Origin of the sequence: Streptomyces sp. NBC_01224 (assembly GCF_036002945.1) — a bacterium.
In the GTDB taxonomy this organism is placed as follows: Bacteria; Actinomycetota; Actinomycetes; order Streptomycetales; family Streptomycetaceae; genus Streptomyces.
In genome coordinates this window covers 5,643,405-5,661,058 of record NZ_CP108529.1, presented here as the reverse complement: position 1 = coordinate 5,661,058, position 17,654 = coordinate 5,643,405, and the positions used below count along the sequence as shown (strand labels likewise).

Sequence of the window (17,654 nt, the reverse complement as noted above, 5' to 3'; positions counted from 1 at the left end):
TCCGTCGACTCCCCGAAAGCGGTCCGCAGCGGATGCGGGGCTCTGCGGGACGCGCCGCCCGCCCACCCTAAAGGGGCGTTTGTGGCGCCGCGACCCGCGACGCGCCGTACGCCGGGCCAACGTGGGGGGCACCGCGGCCGTGGGCGGCACCGACAGGGGCCGTGGCGGGTTCTGTGGGGGATGGTTCAGCCGAGGTCGCCCGAGCCCGCCACAGCGCCGCTCCCCGCCTTCGCGGCGTCCCGGACGGCACCGGCGACCGCTCCCGCCACCCTGTCGTTGAAGACCGACGGGATGATGTAGTTCGCGTTCACCTCGTCCTCGGCGACGACATCGGCGAGGGCGCGCGCCGCGGCGAGCATCATCTCCGTGTTGACGGTGCGGGACTGGGCGTCCAGCAGACCGCGGAAGACACCCGGGAAGACCAGCACGTTGTTGATCTGGTTCGGGAAGTCGGAGCGGCCGGTGGCGACAACTGCCGCCGTCTGGCGGGCGATTGCCGGGTCGACCTCGGGGTCCGGGTTCGCGAGCGCGAACACGATCGCATCGTCGGCCATGGCGGCGACATCGGCGCCGTCCAGCACGTTCGGAGCGGAGACGCCGATGAAGACGTCGGCGCCCACGACGGCCTGCTTGAGGGTGCCGGTGATGGATTCGGGGTTGGTGTTGTCGGCGATCCAGCGCAGTGGCGAGTCGGCGTCGGCGGAGACCAGGTCCTCGCGGCCCGCGTGCACCACGCCGTGGATGTCGGCGACGACGGCGTGCTTGACGCCCGCGGCAATGAGGAGCTTGAGGATGGCCGTACCGGCCGCTCCGGCGCCGGACATGACGACCCGTACGTCCCCGATTCCCTTGCCCACCACGCGCAGCGCGTTGGTCAGCGCGGCCAGGACCACGATCGCGGTGCCGTGCTGGTCGTCGTGGAAGACGGGGATGTCCAGGGCCTCGCGCAGCCGTGCCTCGATCTCGAAGCAGCGGGGTGCGGAGATGTCCTCCAGGTTGATGCCCGCGAAGCCGGGGGCGATCGCCTTGACGATCTCGACGATGGCGTCGGTGTCCTGGGTGTCCAGGCAGATCGGCCAGGCGTCGATACCGGCGAACCGCTTGAAGAGGGCCGCCTTGCCCTCCATCACCGGGAGGGCGGCCATCGGGCCGATGTTGCCGAGGCCGAGCACGGCGGAGCCGTCCGTCACAACTGCGACGGAGTTGCGCTTGATGGTGAGGCGGCGGGCGTCCTCGGGGTTCTCGGCGATCGCCATGCAGACCCGGGCCACACCCGGGGTGTAGATCATCGAGAGGTCGTCACGGTTGCGGATGGGGTGCTTGGACGCCATCTCGATCTTGCCGCCGAGGTGCATCAGGAACGTACGGTCGGAGACCTTGCCGAGCACGACGCCCTCGATGCCGCGCAGGTTTTCGACGATCTCGTCGGCGTGCGAGGTGGAAGTGGCGGCGATGGTGACGTCGATCCGCAGCTTCTCGTGGCCGGAGGCGGTCACATCGAGGCCGGTGACCGAACCGCCGGAGGACTCCACGGCCGTGGTCAGCTGGGAGACCGCTGTGCCGCTCGCGGGCACCTCCAGCCTGACCGTCATCGAGTACGAGACGCTGGGCGCCGTTGCCATGGCCGAGTCCTTCGCTTTCCTTAGCTTCATTGCCGCGCGGCCGGGGCGCTCGCCTCGGACACGCTTCCCGATCGTCGCACCTACTGGCTGGTAGCCGGTAATGACTGCCGCGTTTCGGAAAGTACTTTCCACCATACGAGAGACAACCGCTTCAGCGGAACCCCCAACCGCTCCCTGCCAGGGCCGGAAACCGCCGAGCCCCGTCAAGAAGCCGTCAGGTCCGCAAACAACAACAGACCCGCGCCACCCGAAGGTGACGCGGGTCTGTCTTCTTGTTCAACGGCACCGACCCGCCATGCTCGCCTCGCGGCAAGTGGTCGCTCGAAGCGACGAAGGTTGGGCCCGGGGGCTTGGATCGAGCCGGTGCCGACACCAGGCTAACAAAGACCCCGCAGAAGTGATTCCCGCAGGACAGGTCGGTTCGAAAATCTGCCCCGACGGCGGTGCCCCGCTCCTTGCCTCAGTCCCTCAGCAAGTCCGGGACGCCGTCCTCGTCGGGCAGGTCCCGCTCCCCCGAGACCACCGTGAGCTGCTGCGTCGCACGCGTCAGCGCCACGTACAGCACCCGCAGACCGGCCGGGGACTCGTCCGCGATCTCCGCGGGCGAGACGACCACCGTGGCGTCGTACTCCAGGCCCTTCGCCTCCAGGCTGCCCAACGCCACCACCCGCTCGCCGAGCTCGGCGAGCCAGTTGCGCGCCTGCGCCCGGCGGTGCATCGCGACGACCACACCCACCGTGCCGTCCACCTCGGCCAGCAGCCGCCGCGCCTCCTCGCGCACCGATGCGGCCAGATCGCCGCCCCGTACGGTCTCGAAGCGCGGCTTCACACCCGTGGAACGGACCGCGGCCGGTGACTCCATTCCGGGCATCGCGAGCGCCAGGACCTTCGAGGCCAGCTCGGCGATCTCCGCCGGGTTGCGGTAGTTGACCGTGAGGGTGAAGCGGCGGCGCGGCCGGTTGCCGAGTGCCTCGTCGCGCGACCGGGCCGCCTCGTCCGGATCGGACCAGGAGGACTGCGCCGGGTCTCCGACGATCGTCCAGGTGGCGTGCCGGCCGCGGCGGCCGACCATGCGCCACTGCATGGGCGTCAGGTCCTGCGCCTCGTCCACGATGACATGCGCGTACTCCGTACGCTCCGCGGCCAGCCGCTCGGCCCGCTCGCGCTGGGTCTCCTCGCGCTGCGGCATCAGCTCCTCCAGACCGGAGAGCTGGTCCAGCGGGTCGAATTCGCGCTTCTTCTTCGGCCGGTGCGGGGTACCGAGCAGCGTCTGCAGCTCGTCGAGGATCGCCACGTCGTGTACGGAGAGCGGCCCGTTCCCTTCGCTGTCGAGCCTCTTCAGGGAGCGGGCGAAGCGGCGCACCTCGCCCTGGTTGAGGACCCGGCGCGCCCAGCGGCCGAGCCGCTTCTCGTCGGCCATCGCGGCGAGCACCCCGCGTGGGGTGAGCTCGGGCCACCAGGCGTTCAGGAAGTCGAGGAAGGGCGTCTCGGTGGAGACGTCCTCGTCGAAGGAGGAGCGCAGTTCGGCGGCCAGCTCGGGGTCGGTGTAGCGGCCCCGGCCCGAGGACTTGTTCCACAGGGCGTCCAGGAGCAGTCTGCGGGCGCGCGGGCGCAGCAGGTTGACCGGGGCGGTGCCGCCGAGGACGGACTGCCGGATGCGGTGCAGGTCGTCGGCGTTCAGTTCGACACGGGCGCCGAACGCGACGACCCGCAGCCGGGTCGGGGTGGCCGGGGCCTCGTCGGCTCCGTCGTCGAAGGACAGCTGGCCGTCCCGGTCCTCCGTCCTGCGGGGGGTGCCGGGCTGTTCCAGTGCGCCGCGTGCCGCCTTGCGCAGCACCTGGAGCATCCGGGAGGAGCCCTTGATCCGGGCGACGGCGGGTTCGTCGTACGTGGTGGCGCCCTCGACGCCGGCCGCCTCGTCGGAGAGCGAACCGACCGCGCGGATCGCGACCTGTCCCTCCTCGCCCAGCGAGGGCAGCACGCCTTCGGTGTACGCGACGAGGAGCGGGGTCGGCGAGACGACGAGGATGCCGCCCGCGTAACGCCGCCGGTCCTGGTAGAGGAGGTACGCGGCACGGTGCAGGGCGACGGCGGTCTTGCCGGTGCCGGGGCCGCCGGACACCTCGGTGACGGAGGCGGCGGGGGCCCGGATCACCAGGTCCTGTTCGGCCTGGATGGAGGAGACGATGTCCCGCATGGTGTGGCTGCGGGCCTGGCCGAGCGCCGCCATCAGGGCGCCGTCGCCGATGACGGGAAGCTTGTCGCCGCCCAGGTACGCGGTCAGCTCGGGGCGCATCAGGTCGTCCTCGACCCCGAGGACCTTGCGGCCCTTGGAGCGGACGACCCGGCGGCGTACCACCCTGCCCGGTTCCTTCGGCGTCGACCGGTAGAACGGTGCGGCGGCCGGTGCGCGCCAGTCGATGACCAGCGGCGCGTAGTCGGAGTCGAGGACCCCGATCCGCCCGATGTGCAGCGTCTCCGCGATATCGGCGGAGTTGTCGTCGCGTACGGCGTCGTCGGCCGGTTCGACGGAGGTGTACGCGCCGTCCGGGCCACGTTCGCCGTCCTTGCCGAGCAGCAGATCGATCCTCCCGAAGAGGAAGTCCTCGAACTCGCTGTTCAGCCGGTTGAGGTGGATTCCGGCCCGGAACACCTGGGCGTCGCGCTCGGCGAGCGCCCCAGGGGTACCGACCTGGCCGCGCTTGACGGCGTCACTCATGAGAAATTCCGCCTCGTGGATCTTCTCTTCGAGGCGGTGATAAACACGGTCGAGATGTTCCTGCTCGACACCGATTTCCCGGTCCCGCATCGAATCGACAGCGGCATCCTGCGCGGCCACCGAGGCCCCCTTCTGACGTGCATTGGGCAGCCGTCAACCCTATGCGAAGCGGGGGCCGCCGCGCACCTGCCGCGCGTATCGAAATGGCACGGCGGGGTCTCGATCAGGCGTCGACCTCCACCAGCCGCTTGCCGTCGAACGTACGCACCTCGAAATGGTCGATGTCGCCGCGGTCCATCGCCGCGCCGCCGTGGACATAGAGCGGGTACTTCGAAGCCCGGTGCGGGGAGTCCTTGATGCCGTATCCCCACTTCGGTACGGACCAGGAGGTGACGACCTCCTCCTCACCGGTCTTCGACACGGCGATCAGGCTGCACTTCTCCGGACCCGTGACGTTCTTGAGCTCCAGCACGGTGTGGGTGCCCCATGCCTTCTTCTCCATGCCGATGGTGGCGTCGACCTTGGTGGTGGGGTCGGTGGCCCGCACCTTCTCCGTCATGTGGTGGAAGTAGGAGTCCTCGGCGGGGCTGGTGGGGTGCGGGTCGGCCGCCTGCGCCGGGGTACCGTCGTTGCCGGTCGCCAGGACCGCGACCGCCGGACCGCCGATGATCAGCGCGGCTGCCGCCGCGACCAGATACATGGAGCGGCGCCTGCGTCCGGCCCGTTTGACCGCGACCTCGTCGACCAGCCGGTCGAGCATGCGGGGAGCGGGCGGCTGCGGGACGTGTGGGACGGGGCGGGCGCCCGGTACGGAGGCCGGGGACTCGGAGAGCAACGCGAGCACGGGTTCCAGGCCGGCGAACTCGTCGAGATGGGCGGCGCACAGGTCGCAGTCGGCCAGATGCGCCTCGAAGGCGGATGCCTCGGCATCGTCCAGAATGCCGAGGAGATACGCACCGGCGGCGTCGTGCCCGGGCCCTTCGGCGGCTCCGCGCGGGGCTGTGTGGCCACCGGGGCTGCGGGGGCCACTGGGGCTGCCGGGGTTTCGGGGGCCGGAGGGACCGGTCGGCCGAAGCCCGAAAGGCTCCCACTCGTGGTCGCTCATGGCGTGATCCCCCTCTCTTCGAGAGCAAGCTTCATCGAACGCAGTGCGTAGAAGACCCGGGACCGCACCGTCCCGCTGGGGATGCCCAGCACATCAGCCGCCTCATTGACCGTACGGCCCTTGAAATAGGTCTCGACCAATGCTTCCCGGTGGGCAGGGGACAAATCGTCGAGCGCGTCCGAGAGCGTCATCAGCCACAACGCCTTGTCTATCTCGTCCTCCGCGGGAATGACCTCCAGCGGCGACGGATCGACCTCGTGCGGCCGGGCCTGCCGACTGCGGTGGCCATCGATGACGATGCGCCGGGCGACCGTCACCAGCCAGGGGCGGACGGAGCCGGTGGCCCGGTTGAGCCGGCCGGCGTTCTTCCAGGCACGGATGAGCGTTTCCTGCACCACGTCCTCGGCGCGCTGCCGGTCGCCGGCGACGAGGCGGAGCACATACCCGAGCAGAGGTCCGGCGTGTTCGCGGTAGAGCGCCCGCACCAACTCCTCGTCGGGGACATCGGAGGAGAACGGAGGCGGCTCACGGCGATGCCGAGCCCTGTGCGGACGGTCATCGGCCACGGCCGCATCCTTGCGCACCCGAACCTCCCGGTCGAGACCCTGTCGAGCTCCTTGACCATGAACACGGAGGGGGGCCGCGATCCATTCAATCCGCTTTCAAGATTCTTTACGGTGCTCCCGCGTCCGTGTCCGTGATCGCCACGGCCGCCGCCCGGCGCCGGTGCCGGGCCACCCGCTCCCGGTTCCCGCACACCTCGCCGGAGCACCAGCGGCGCCGGCGGCCGCGCGAGGTGTCCAGGTAGAGGCGGCGGCAGTTGCCGGCCTCGCAGCGGCGCAGGCCGGCTCGCGCCACGGGGTCGGTCAGGAGTTCCACGGCGTCACGGGCCACGGCGGCCAGCAGTGCCCCGCATTCGGGATCGGCGCTCAGTGTCCGTACCAGCGTGCCGCTTCCTCCGCGTACGGCCCGCAGTCCCGGTGGTGCGGTCGCGGCGAGCGCGTTGACCCGTTCCAGAGCGCTCTCCGCTCTGCGGCCGCCGAGTTCGGCGGTCAGCAGGCGGTCGACGCCGGTCCTCAACTGCCGGAAGCGCTCCACCCAGGTGTCGTCCACCGCGCCGAGGTGGGTGCCGCTCGGTACGAGTCCGGCGGCCACCAGCCAGTCGGCGAGCCGCTCGGCGCCGTCGAGCAGTTCGCATGCGCCGGAGGTGCCGATTCCTGTGGCCACCAGATCCAGGCAGGGGCGGCCGGAGTCGAACCGCCAGTCGTACGAGCCTTTGCCCGCCGCCATGCGCATGTCACCGCCTCGGGTCTCCGGTGGAGGTCTCCCCCAGAGTGCCCCTCGGGCGGCAGACCCGGAACCCCTGCTGCCATGCGGGTCGGTGCACGCGGCCCCATACGGTGTCCTGATGGACGACGATCTCCGCACCGCCACCCTTGCGGTCGGCCCGCTCCTGCTCCGGCCGTGGCTGCCCGACGACATGCCGGCCGTGATCGAGGCGTACCGCGATCCTGCGATGCGCGCCACGCTGCGCATGCTGGTCACGGACGAGGCGGAGGCTCAGCACTGGCTGCGGGTGCAGCAGGAGGGCCGGGAATCCGGCAGCCGCTTCAGTTTCGCGGTGGTCGATCGCGATCGCGCCGACGAACTGGTCGGCAATGTGGCGCTCAAGTGCCCCGCACCGGGCTCCGGCTGCGCGGAGGTCGGCTACTGGACGGCGGCGCGGGCGCGCGGCCGCGGAATCGCGCCGCGGGCGCTCGGGGCGCTCACCGACTGGGCGTTCGAAGCGTTCGCCGGGGACGGGCTCGTGCGGCTGGACCTGCTGCATCAGGTGAACAACGAGGCGTCCTGCCGGGTTGCCGAGAAGAGCGGATACGGCTTCGCGGAGGTTCTTCCGGCACGGCCGCCGTGGACGCTGGACGGACACCGGCATGCGCGGGGGCGCACCGGGGGCGTCCGGTAGCCGCCCTTGCCCTCAATCGCCGGGCAGGCTCAACTTTCACGCCTGCACGGTGGAAGCAGGCCCGTCCGGCGTTCGAGGACACTCCCACAGCCAACGGTCACCCCATCAACGGCCCATCGTGCAGGATCCGCTGGAACAGCCGGTGGTCGCGCCACTCACCGTTGATGTGCAGATAGCGCGGAGCCATCCCGTACTGCTCGAAGCCGCACTTGGCGAGCACCCGCTGCGACGCCACGTTGTCCAGCACCGTCCCTGCCTCGACCCGGTGCAGGCGCAGCTCGTCCCTGGCCAACTCGCAGATCCGCTCGACGGCGGCCGTGGCCAGCCCGCGACCCGCGTACTCGACGTCGACCCAGTAACCGAGAACCCCGCTGCGGAACGGCCCGAGCACAATGCCGTTGAGGGTGAACCAGCCCACCACGCGGTCCTGTTCATCGGCGAGCACCCACGGCATCACCCGCCCCGCGTCGCGGTCCGCGAGCATTCCGGCCAGGCGTTCCCGCTGCCCCTGCTCGGTGTAGAAGGCGTCGGGCCGTACCGGCTCCCAGGGCTGCATGTACGCGCGGCTGCGGGTCAGCGCCACGGCGAGGGAAGGGGCGTCGGCCGGGGTGACGGGACGGAGTCGCACCTCCGCGTCGAGCCGGTGGATGTCATTGATCATCCCTTCACGCTATCCCGGCCTCCTCACGCCGCCTCCGCCGAGGCCGGCCCTGCCAGCCGGTCGAAGGTGCGGATCAGCTCCGCCCGTCTCTTCTCCTTGTACTCCGGCGCGGGTTCAAGACCGTCGATGGTCCGCTCCCACACATGCATGAAGGTCTTCTTCCAGCCCTCGACCACCGCCGCACCGGGCACCGCCGCACCGACGTGGTGCTGCTCGGCGATCAGGCACAGCAGCTCGATGTTGCACGGCACTGCGACGCCCCAGTATTCGTCGGGCTCCAGGCCCACCGGGTCACCTGCCATCGCCTCCTCGATCTCCGAGAGGAGTCGCCCGGTGATGCCCGACAGGTGATCCGCCGCCGTGTCGCTGTCGAAATTCCCACTGCCCCAGGTACCCACAGGTCCCCCTCCGCTCACCGTTCTGTGCCTGCGACTGTTCTAGCAAGCCGCACTGACAACAGCGGGCGGACCGAGTGCCGCGCTCCTTCTGGACGCTCGCGTAGGGAGCTGCGCGTCCGGGCCATGGAACGCGGCCGCCCCCGCCGCTCTACTGGGAGACATGACAACCACCCGGCCCACACCCCCCTCCCGCACCCTGGACCACCTCGTGCTCGGCGGCGCGGCCATCGCCACCGGCCTGGTCGCGGGCACGTTCTATGTGTTCTCCTGTGCCGTCATGCCGGCCCTCGGGCGCAGCGACGACCGGACCTTCATCGAGGTCATGCAGAACATCAACGACGTCATCGAAAATCCGGTCTTCTTCGCCGGATTCTTCGGCGCGCTGGTCCTCACAGCGGTCGCCGCCTGGCAGCAGCGCCGGTCCCCGGGGCCGCGACGGTGGATCCTCGCCGCCCTCGCCACGTACACCGTCGCTTTCCTGCTCACCTCGGGCGTCAACGTCCCGCTGAACAACGCCCTTGCACACGCCGGGGATCCGGCGCGGATCGCCGATCCCGGAGCCGTGCGCGAGAGGTTCGAGGACGCGTGGGTGGCCTGGAACGCCGTCCGGGCCGTCCTGTGCACGGCCGCACTCGCCCTTCTCCTGCGTGCCGCGTTCCTGACGGCGCGGCAGCATCCGCGGCCTCCTCAGGAATCGCCGTACTCGCTGTCCGCCGCCGGGTCCAGCGCCAGCCGGTAGCCGCGCTTGACGACCGTCTGGATGAGGCGGGGGGCACCCAGTGACGTGCGCAGCCTCGCCATGGCCGTCTCCACCGCGTGTTCGTCCGTTCCGCTGCCGGGTAGCGCGCGCAGCAGGTCGGCGCGGGCCACCACCCAGCCCGGCCTACGGGCCAGGGTGTGCAGCAGGGCCATTCCGGCGGGCGGCACCGGGCGCAGTTCGCCGTCGACGATCGCGGCGTGACCGCGGATCTCCACCCGGTGCCCGGCGATCGGCAACATACGCGCCCTGGAGGGGAGTTCGTCGCACAGCAGTTGAACGAGCGGGGCGAGCCGGAAGCGCTCCGGCTGGACGGTGTCGATGCCGCGGGCCTGCAGCGGCAGGGCGGTGACCGGTCCGACGCAGGCCACGAGGACGTCGTCCCGCAGGGCGCTCAGGAGCTCCGGGATCAGCCCCCGCTTCTCGGCCCGGCCGAGCAGCGAGGCGGCGGCCGGGGCGCTGGTGAAGGTGAGGGCGTCCAGGCCCCGGGCCAGGGTGATGTCGAGCAGCCGGTCGAGCGGGGCGATGTCCTCGGGGTCCACCCAGCGGTAGACGGGTACGGCGACGACCTCGGCGCCCGCGGCGCGGAGCGGCTCGATGAAGCCGGGGAGGGGTTCACCGTGCAGCTGGAGGGCGATCCGGCGGCCCTCCACGCCCTCGTCCAGGAGCCGGTCCAGTACCTCGGCCATGGACTCGGAGGCGGGTGACCACGCCTCGGTCAGCCCGGCGGCCCGGATGGCGCCCTTGACCTTGGGGCCGCGGGCCAGCAGTTCGGTGCCGCGCAGGGTTTCCAGCAGCCGGTCGCCGAGGCCCCAGCCGTCGGCGGCCTCGATCCAGCCCCGGAAGCCGACCGCGGTGGTCGCGACGACCACTTCTGGGGCGGAGTCGACGATTCGCCGGGTGGCGGCGAGGAGTTCGCTGTCGTCGGCGAGCGGCACGATCCGCAGGGCGGGCGCGTGCAGGACGGCGGCGCCCCGTCGCTCAAGCAGCGCGCCGAACTCCTCCGCGCGCCGCGCGGCGGTGACCCCGACGGTGAAGCCCGCGAGGGGGCCGTGCTGTTCGTCCTCGTGCATGTGGTCTACCCGGCTCTCGTCCCGCTGCTGCCCGATGATGCCGAGGGGCGAGCCTGCCAACGATGCGTGACAGGCCTGGTTCACCCATATTTCCCGCCCGTTACGTCAGATGACATCGAGTGGTCGTGATCACGCCTCGATACGGCTGAGCTGCGACTTCCCGGGCACGGGCAGGGCGGGATCCGGTCCGGCGAAGGTATACCGTCCCCTGGTCACCGGGATTTCCGCGAACCGTTCGGCCAGAGCCTCGGTGCGCGCTTCGCCGCTACGTCCTCGACCCAGCCGACCGCCGGGATCACCAGCGCCATCAGCGGCCAGACGAGGAGCAGCATCAGCGCCGTGTACGAGGCGCCGATGTACGTACCGAAGTGGTCGCCGAAGTACGGGATGTTCCACAGCTGGTCGATCAGCGGCTCGGTGGCCGTGATCAGCAGGTTGTGCCAGAGGTAGATCGTCACGGCACGGTTGTTGGTGAGGGTGATCAGCCCGTCCCACCGGGTCAGTCTGCCGGGCAGTTGTCGCCAGGACGGTGCGTACTGGAGCAGGATCACGCAGAAGCCGAACGACCAGGCCGCCTGGGCGAGCGGGATCTCGTCGAGGTTCCAGCCCTCCTCGGTGAGGTGCCCCGAGGCCCACCACAGTCCGAACGCCATGACGAACGCGGCGAGCGAGACCGTCAGATAGCGCGGGACCTTCTTCAGGAGGCCGTCGTGGTGGGCGAAGCCGAGGATCCAGCAGGACCCGAACACCGCGAAGTCGATGAGCCCTTCACCGGTCTCGCCGGGAACGGTGACCGGTCCGGTACCGATCACGGCGGTGAGGACGATCGGGGCGAGCAGCGTCGGCCAGGGCATTCGGCGGAAGGCCTTCAGCAGGAGCGGCGACGCGAGCACGAACCACAGGTAGGCGCGGATGTACCAGAGCGGTCCCACGGCCTGCTCGGCCCAGGACGCCTCCAGGAGGCCGCTCGGCGAGCCGTTCTCCCAGGGATACGGAGGGGCGCCGACCGGAAGGAGGTAGCAGCCCAGCTTGATGAACCACCAGATGCCCTCCTCCTTCACGGGTTTCCAGCCGAGCAAAAACATCACCGGGACGACAGCCGCGGCGAACGCCCACATCGGGGGCAGCAGCCGGCGGAGCCGGCCTCGGATGACGTCTCGTGCCGGGCGGGCCAGCGAGCGCGCCATCAGCGAACCGGCCAGCGCGAACATGACGCCCATGGAGGGGAACAGGACGGTCAGCCAGGCCCAGCCGAAGACATGGAAGACGACGACGCGCACGAGAGCGACGGAGCGCAGCAGGTCGAGATAGCGGTCCCGGCCGCCCGGCAACGCGCCGGCGGGCGGCGTCGCGGCCTCCGCGGGCGGCGGCGCGGACCGACCCTGCACCGGCAACGGCACTGTCTGCCGCTCGCCGGTCGGATGCGTGGGGAGGTGTCTCGGGTGGCTCATGCGACGGGCCTCCGGTCATTGCTCCGCCGCCGGCCCGGCGTGACGCCGGGCGCTTCCACGACGCCGGTACGGCGCAGCTTCTGCCAGCGCAGTCGCCCGCCGGTGAGCGCCGTGATCCAGGACTGGAGCAGCACCACGTACATGAGCTGCCGGTAGAGGATCTGCTGGAGGGGCAGCGAGATCAGATGCGTCATGCGTTCCCGGTCGAGCCGGAAGGCGTACGCGGCACAGATGCCCTGCACCGCGAGGACGCCGAGCCAGGCGAGGACGGTCTTCCGGGTGGGGCCGAAGACGAGTCCGTACAGCAGGAAGACGTCGATGAGCGGGGCGAGCAGCGGAGCGACGACCATGAACAGGGCTACGAAGGGCAGTCCGACGCGTCCGAAGCGGCCGGACGGGCCGCGTTCGACGACGGCGCGGCGGTGCTTCCAGATCGCCTGCATGGTGCCGTACGACCACCGGTAGCGCTGTGACCACAGCTGCTGCACGGTCTCCGGGGCCTCGGTCCAGGCGCGGGCGTTCTCCGCGTAGACGACCTGCCAGCCGTCGCGGTGCAGGGCCATGGTGACGTCGGTGTCCTCGGCGAGGGTGTCCTCGCTCATGCCGCCGATCCGGTCCAGTGCTTCCCGGCGGAAGGCGCCGACCGCACCGGGGATGGTGGGCATGCAGCGCAGGATGTCGTACATCCTGCGGTCCAGGTTGAAGCCCATCACGTACTCGATGTGCTGCCAGGCGCCGATCAGCGAGTCGCGATTGCCGACCTTGGCGTTCCCGGCGACGGCGCCGACGCGCGGGTCGGCGAAGGGCTGGACGAGTTCGCGGACGGTGGCGGGTTCGAAGACGGTGTCGCCGTCCATCATCACGACGATGTCGTGACGGGAGTGCGCGATGCCGTTGTTGAGGGCGGCGGGCTTCCCGGCGTTGCGCTGGCGGATGACGCACACCTGCGGCAGCCGCATCGCCTCGACGATGCCGGCGGTTCCGTCCGTGGAGCCGTCGTCGATGACGATGATCTCGACGGGGTGGTCGCTCGCCACCAGGGAACGCACGGTGTTGGCGATGCATTCGCGTTCGTTGTACGCGGGCACGAGCACCGAGACCGGGCGGGTCGGCTCCGGCCCCCAGCTGAAGTCTCTTCGGCGGACCTTGCGGGCGTGCAGGAAGGACAGCAGCAGCATCAGTCCGAAGCGGACGAGGACGAGGACGCCGATCACCGCGAGCCCGGCCACCAGGACGCCGGTGGTGTTCTCCGAGAGGCCCACGGCGTAGACGAACGCCTTGCCCTTCCAGAGCGCGAATCCGGTGACCGGGGTGTGCGCGCTGGGGGCACCGAGGGCGGTGGTGAGGTTGGTGAACTCGTAGCCCCGCTGCTGCATTCGCGGCAGGAACTCGCCGAGGGCGGCGACGGTCTGGGACCTGTTGCCGCCGGAGTCGTGCATCAGGATGACGGCGCCCCTGCCGCCCTTGGGAGTGGCGCGCTCGGTGATCGCGGGGACGCCCGGGCGCTTCCAGTCCTCGCTGTCGGTGTTGTTGACGACGGTGAGATAGCCGCGGCTGCCGACGTACCGGGTGACGGGCCAGGACTTGTTGTCCATGGCGTCGGCGAACGAGGAGTACGGCGGGCGGAACAGGGACGTACGGATACCGGCCGCGCCCGCCAACGCCAGCTGGTTCTGGGAGAGTTCCCAGTCGATGCGGGAGTGGGACTGGTAGGAGAGGTCGGGGTGGTCGAAGGTGTGCAGCCCGACCTCGTGCCCCTCGTCGACCATGCGCCGCACGAGCTCCGGGTAGCGCGAGGCCATGGTTCCGGTGACGAAGAAGACGCCGTGCGCGTGGTGCTTCTTCAGCTCGTCGAGCACTTTCGGGGTCCACACCGGGTCGGGTCCGTCGTCGAAGGTCAGGACGATGCGGTGGCCGGGGATGCTCAGCGACCTGGCGGGCCCGGTGGTGCTCCGGGCATCGATGACCGGGCCGCCGTCGAGGATCCTCTCGGGCACCCGGCCGGTGGCCGCCGGGGGCCGGACCCGGTGGTCGGCGAGGATTTCGCTGTGCACATAGCCGCGCAGCATCAACATGGCGAGCAGGGCAACGAGGAGCAGTGACGGCAGCAGATAACGCATGGGAAATCTGCGCCGCCCGCTCTGCTTCCTGACGTTGCGCCTGCCCCGCGGGGCAGGGGAGGTCATTTACTTGGCGCCTTCTCGCTCTTGCACAGGAGGTTCCGGGGACTGGGCCGGCGGCGTCGTGCTGTCCACGGGCGGAGTCGAGGTGCCGGCGGACGGCGTCGCGGTGTCGACGGGCGGTACGGGGGCCGAGGTCGCCGGATCGGGCTTCTTGCCGCCGCCGGTGCCGTCGTGCGCCTTGGGCGATACGACGGGTGAGGACGCCGGGGTGTGCTTGCCGGGGTCGGCCGAGGCTCCGGCGGCTGCGCTGCCCGAGGGCTTCGCGGCGCTGCCGGGCGTCGGGCCGGTGGTGGCGCGGGCGGGCGCGCTGTCGGGCGGGAGCTCCTCGCCGGCGCTGCCCGTCGGTGCGGGCGGCGCCTGGACCACGTCCGCGTTCTTGTGCCCTTCCGCACCGGAGAGCGGCAGCCAGGGCGCGCTCGAACTGCCGCCGAGCAGGGCGACGGCCAGCGTCACCGCATAACAGGCACAGACCGCGGCGAGGATCCAGCCCAGACGCCTGAACGTCTTGCTGCGCCGGCCGCTCTCGTCGACGAACACGGGGCCGTCCGAGCCTTCCGGTTCGCTCGGCTGCGCGGTCAGCTCGGAGAGCTGCCGACCCAGGCCGTCGAGCTGGACCGTGACTTCGTTCGGCTCGTGTGTGTGCCCCGAACGGGCACCTTCACGCCAGGTTTCCACAGGTGTACGCACTTCCCCCACTCAAGGATCGGGTGCGCACGACTGTCCGATTATGTGCTTCCGGACCGGGCCCCCACCCTGTCCGCGCCCCCACCACATTGCACCCGGGCGATGAATGTAGCGCACGAAAACGGCACTTCTTTCCCCCAATCAGGTGGATTTCAACATGAGAGATGCATCGATCTCGGGCAGCCAGCTTCCATCCGGCCGCACCATCCAGCCCTCCTCGGAGCCCAGTTGAGCTGTGGCTTTGCGCAATGCCTCCAGGCCGGGGTGGCGCAGCCCCTTGCGCCAGACCATCAGGAGCGGCGAGAGCGGTACGGGCCGGGCCAGCGGACGCACCACGGTGCCCGGCACCGGAGAGAAGTCGACGACGCACAGAACCGGGTGCCGCGACTTCGCCATGACCCGTTGAAATTCGGCCACACCGATCGCGAGTGGGGCGGGTGGCGCCAGCTCGATGCCCCATTCGGCGAAGAGCAGCCGGGCGAGGTCCGTCCACTCCTCGGTGCGCGGATTCCCGGCGCCCGCGTAGACGGTCTCGCCGGCCAGGTCGTCCAGTGCGACGACCTCGTGCGCGGCGAGGGGGTGATCGTCAGGGAGCAGAACGGCCATCGGCTCGTACCGCACCGGCTGTACGCCGAGCCGCGCCCGCACCGCGGGGTCGAGTCCGGCGGCGCGGCCGAAGGAGACGTCGAGCCGCCCGGCGAGGATCTCGCCGGCGGCCCAGGTGAGTCCGCTCTCGAAGCGCGCCATCAGCTCGTACGCCGGAGCCAGCTCCCGTGCGCGGGCCAGTACGCGGGCGGCCGTCATGCCGTCGGTGTTGAGGTCGACGAAGAGCGGCCGGGCCGCGGGGTCGGCGAAGGCTGCGGCAAGATCGGCGTGCGCCTCCAGTACCCGCCGGGCGTACGGGAGGAGCCGTTCACCGTCGGCGGTGAGGGCGACCTGCCGGGTGGTGCGTACGAACAGTTCCGCACCCAGCTCGCGCTCCAGCCGGCGGATGTCCCGGCTCAGTGCCTGCTGGGCGATGTAGAGCCGGGCGGCGGCACGGGTGAAGTGCAGCTCCTCGGCGACGGCGACGAAGGCGCGGAGCAGCCGAGGGTCGGTAGGGGTATGCGTCTGGGTGCCCGTATCAGCAGCGGAGGAGGCCACACCCAGGAATTTACAACACCGATGCGTTAATCGGTACGGAGAAGGTGTTGGACCCCATGGCCCGTGTGCCGTGAGGGTTGATCCATGCCGTACGAGAGAGCCCCGCACACCGACCCCATGCTCGCCGTCTCCGGGGACCTGCTGGTCATGACCCCGCGCACCGCCGCCGCCGGGCCGGCGCCCACCAACCCGTACCGCCGGCTGCTCGCCACCCCGGGTGCGCGCGCCTTCACCGCGGGCAATCTCCTCGCCCGGCTTCCCATGGGCATGTTCAGCGTCAGTGCGGTGATCATGATCGCCGGTTCGCGCGGCTCGTACGCCCTGGCCGGCGCCGTGACCGCGACCGGCCTCGCCGCGACGGCGGTGGTCGCGCCCTGGACGGCCCGGCTCGTCGACAGGTACGGACAGGCCAGGGTCGCCGTGCCCGCCACCGCGATCGCCGCGCTCGGATCGCTGGCACTGCTGCTCTGCGTGCACTACGGGGCCCCGGCCTGGACGCTCTTCGCCTCCTACGCCGCGACCGCCACCACCCCCAACACCGGCGGGATGTCCCGGGCCCGCTGGGCCCATCTGCACCGGGGCGATCCGGCCACCCTGCACACCGCGAACTCCTTCGAGCAGGCCGCCGACGAACTCTGCTTCATGCTCGGCCCGGCCCTCGCCGCCCTGCTGTGCGCGGCGCTCTTCCCGGAGGCCGGAACACTCGTCGGGGCGATCCTGCTGATGACCGGCGTGCTGATCTTCGCCGCCCAGCGCGCCACCGAACCGCCGGTGGCACCCCGCACCCACGCGGGCTCCCCGCTCCGCGCCCCGGGCATGCCGGCCCTGCTCGCCGCCTTCCTCGCCACCGGCGCGGTCTTCGGCGCGATGGAGGTCGTCACGATCGCCCATGCCGGGGGCGCGATCCTGGCCCTCCAGGCTGCCGGATCATGTGTGACGGGACTGCTGTACGGATCGCTGCGCCCGGTCGCGGACATCCGGCGCCGACTGCTGGGCTGCCTGACGGGAATGACGGCGCTGATGTCCCTGCCGCTGCTGGCCGTCTCCTCGACGGATTCGCTGCTCGCCCTCGCGGGCGCGCTGCTGCTGGCCGGTGCGGCGACGGCTCCGACCATGGTCACCGGCATGACGCTGGTGCAACGCCTCACCCCCGGGAGCCAGTTGAACGAGGGCATGACCCTGGCCGTGACCGCGCTGCTCGGTGGGACAGCCGTGGGTTCGGCGACCGGCGGCTGGATGGTCGAGCACACGGGGCAGGTGACGGGCTATGTCGTACCGGTGTGCGCGGCAGGACTGGCGCTGACCGTCGCGGCGGCCGGGGTCCGGGCCCCCCGGAACTGATGGCCGGCACAAAAACAAGGACCCCGTTGCCGGTGGGCAACGAGGTCCTCGTTCACATGGGAATTGTGGAGATGGCGGGAATCGAACCCGCGTCCAACGGTGCAGAATCAGGGCTTCTCCGAGCGCAGTTCGCTGCGATTTTCTCGGCCCCGGAGATCTCGCGAACAAGTCTCCGACGGGCTCAGTCACTGTTTGATTTCCCACCGAACCCCGTGACCGGGATCAGTGGTTTAGTCCCCTAGATTATGCCAGGGTCCGGGTCGGGAACACCCCCGGGCTGACACCCATTAAGGGTCCCTCACTCACTGCTTATTAGGCAGCGAGGGCGAAGGACTGGGAATCGCTCTTGGAATTGGCGATTATTGGTTGCGACATATGGTTTACGAGATCATTGCCGCTTCCTCGGCTCGCTTCCCCTGCTTCGACATCCGCTGTCGAAACCGATCATCCCCATGTTGTGTTTTCAAAACGCGCACCCGCTGTGGAGTGCAGTCCCATCGTACGTGACCAACGCACCACGATGCCAGCCTATTCCTGCGGGCCGCCGCCGGCCC

At 70.5% G+C, this 17,654-nt stretch carries 15 protein-coding genes and 1 other RNA gene; 3 read left to right on the top strand and 13 right to left on the bottom strand.

The annotated features are described in order from the left end of the window. Window positions 1-185: 185 nt before the first annotated feature. The 5 genes from OG609_RS25355 to OG609_RS25335 all read right to left on the bottom strand — a co-directional run bounded on the left by OG609_RS25355 (window position 186) and on the right by OG609_RS25335 (window position 6,736). Window positions 186-1,622, bottom strand: coding sequence for an NAD-dependent malic enzyme (locus OG609_RS25355; RefSeq protein WP_327274926.1), 1,437 nt, complete (start codon window positions 1,620-1,622; stop codon window positions 186-188). A 460-nt stretch (window positions 1,623-2,082) separates the two neighbouring features. Continuing rightward, on the bottom strand, window positions 2,083-4,461 hold the full coding sequence (locus OG609_RS25350) for a HelD family protein (RefSeq protein WP_327274925.1): 2,379 nt from the start codon (window positions 4,459-4,461) through the stop codon (window positions 2,083-2,085). A 103-nt stretch (window positions 4,462-4,564) separates the two neighbouring features. Then, a complete protein-coding gene (locus tag OG609_RS25345) occupies window positions 4,565-5,446 on the bottom strand; it encodes an anti-sigma factor family protein (protein ID WP_327274924.1) in 882 nt (293 codons plus the stop codon). Further along, a complete protein-coding gene (locus OG609_RS25340) occupies window positions 5,443-6,030 on the bottom strand; it encodes a sigma-70 family RNA polymerase sigma factor (RefSeq protein ID WP_327274923.1) in 588 nt (195 codons plus the stop codon). Before OG609_RS25340 ends, OG609_RS25345 begins: the two co-directional genes overlap by 4 nt. Before the next feature lie 88 nt (window positions 6,031-6,118). Then, entirely contained in the window at window positions 6,119-6,736 is a 618-nt protein-coding gene (locus OG609_RS25335; protein WP_327274922.1) for a CGNR zinc finger domain-containing protein, read from the bottom strand. Window positions 6,737-6,854: 118 nt separating this feature from the next. Here OG609_RS25335 and OG609_RS25330 point away from each other — a divergent pair, with 118 nt between their 5' ends. Beyond that, window positions 6,855-7,409: a GNAT family N-acetyltransferase gene (locus OG609_RS25330; RefSeq protein WP_327274921.1), complete on the top strand. Its 555-nt coding sequence runs from the start codon at window positions 6,855-6,857 to the stop codon at window positions 7,407-7,409. Window positions 7,410-7,506: 97 nt separating this feature from the next. Here OG609_RS25330 and OG609_RS25325 read toward each other — a convergent pair whose 3' ends face one another. Beyond that, window positions 7,507-8,070: a GNAT family N-acetyltransferase gene (locus OG609_RS25325; protein ID WP_327274920.1), complete on the bottom strand. Its 564-nt coding sequence runs from the start codon at window positions 8,068-8,070 to the stop codon at window positions 7,507-7,509. A 23-nt stretch (window positions 8,071-8,093) separates the two neighbouring features. Then, window positions 8,094-8,468, bottom strand: coding sequence for a DUF4259 domain-containing protein (locus OG609_RS25320; protein ID WP_327274919.1), 375 nt, complete (start codon window positions 8,466-8,468; stop codon window positions 8,094-8,096). A 160-nt stretch (window positions 8,469-8,628) separates the two neighbouring features. On the opposite strand from OG609_RS25320, the gene OG609_RS25315 reads away from it, so the two are divergent. Beyond that, window positions 8,629-9,207, top strand: a complete 579-nt coding sequence (locus tag OG609_RS25315) for an anthrone oxygenase family protein (RefSeq protein WP_327274918.1) — start codon at window positions 8,629-8,631, stop codon at window positions 9,205-9,207. Here the strand turns inward: OG609_RS25315 and OG609_RS25310 are convergent. The 5 genes from OG609_RS25310 to OG609_RS25290 form a co-directional block, all read right to left on the bottom strand. Then, the gene (locus tag OG609_RS25310) at window positions 9,156-10,298 is read right to left on the bottom strand and encodes a uroporphyrinogen-III synthase (RefSeq protein WP_327278181.1); all 1,143 of its coding nucleotides are present in this window, start codon (window positions 10,296-10,298) and stop codon (window positions 9,156-9,158) included. The two genes, OG609_RS25315 and OG609_RS25310, sit on opposite strands and share 52 nt — an antisense overlap. A gap of 212 nt (window positions 10,299-10,510) precedes the next feature. Continuing rightward, window positions 10,511-11,749, bottom strand: coding sequence for an acyltransferase family protein (locus OG609_RS25305; RefSeq protein WP_327274917.1), 1,239 nt, complete (start codon window positions 11,747-11,749; stop codon window positions 10,511-10,513). After that, on the bottom strand, window positions 11,746-13,935 hold the full coding sequence (locus tag OG609_RS25300; RefSeq protein ID WP_327274916.1) for a bifunctional polysaccharide deacetylase/glycosyltransferase family 2 protein: 2,190 nt from the start codon (window positions 13,933-13,935) through the stop codon (window positions 11,746-11,748). Before OG609_RS25300 ends, OG609_RS25305 begins: the two co-directional genes overlap by 4 nt. Beyond that, a complete protein-coding gene (locus tag OG609_RS25295; RefSeq protein ID WP_327274915.1) occupies window positions 13,936-14,619 on the bottom strand; it encodes a hypothetical protein in 684 nt (227 codons plus the stop codon). A 138-nt stretch (window positions 14,620-14,757) separates the two neighbouring features. Continuing rightward, a complete protein-coding gene (locus OG609_RS25290; RefSeq protein ID WP_327274914.1) occupies window positions 14,758-15,759 on the bottom strand; it encodes a LysR family transcriptional regulator in 1,002 nt (333 codons plus the stop codon). Window positions 15,760-15,843: 84 nt separating this feature from the next. Here OG609_RS25290 and OG609_RS25285 point away from each other — a divergent pair, with 84 nt between their 5' ends. Beyond that, entirely contained in the window at window positions 15,844-17,100 is a 1,257-nt protein-coding gene (locus tag OG609_RS25285) for an MFS transporter (protein ID WP_442818001.1), read from the top strand. Between the two features lie 63 nt (window positions 17,101-17,163). On the opposite strand, the gene ssrA is transcribed toward OG609_RS25285, so the two are convergent. Beyond that, window positions 17,164-17,552: a transfer-messenger RNA gene (gene ssrA / locus OG609_RS25280) on the bottom strand. Between the last annotated feature and the right edge of the window lie 102 nt (window positions 17,553-17,654).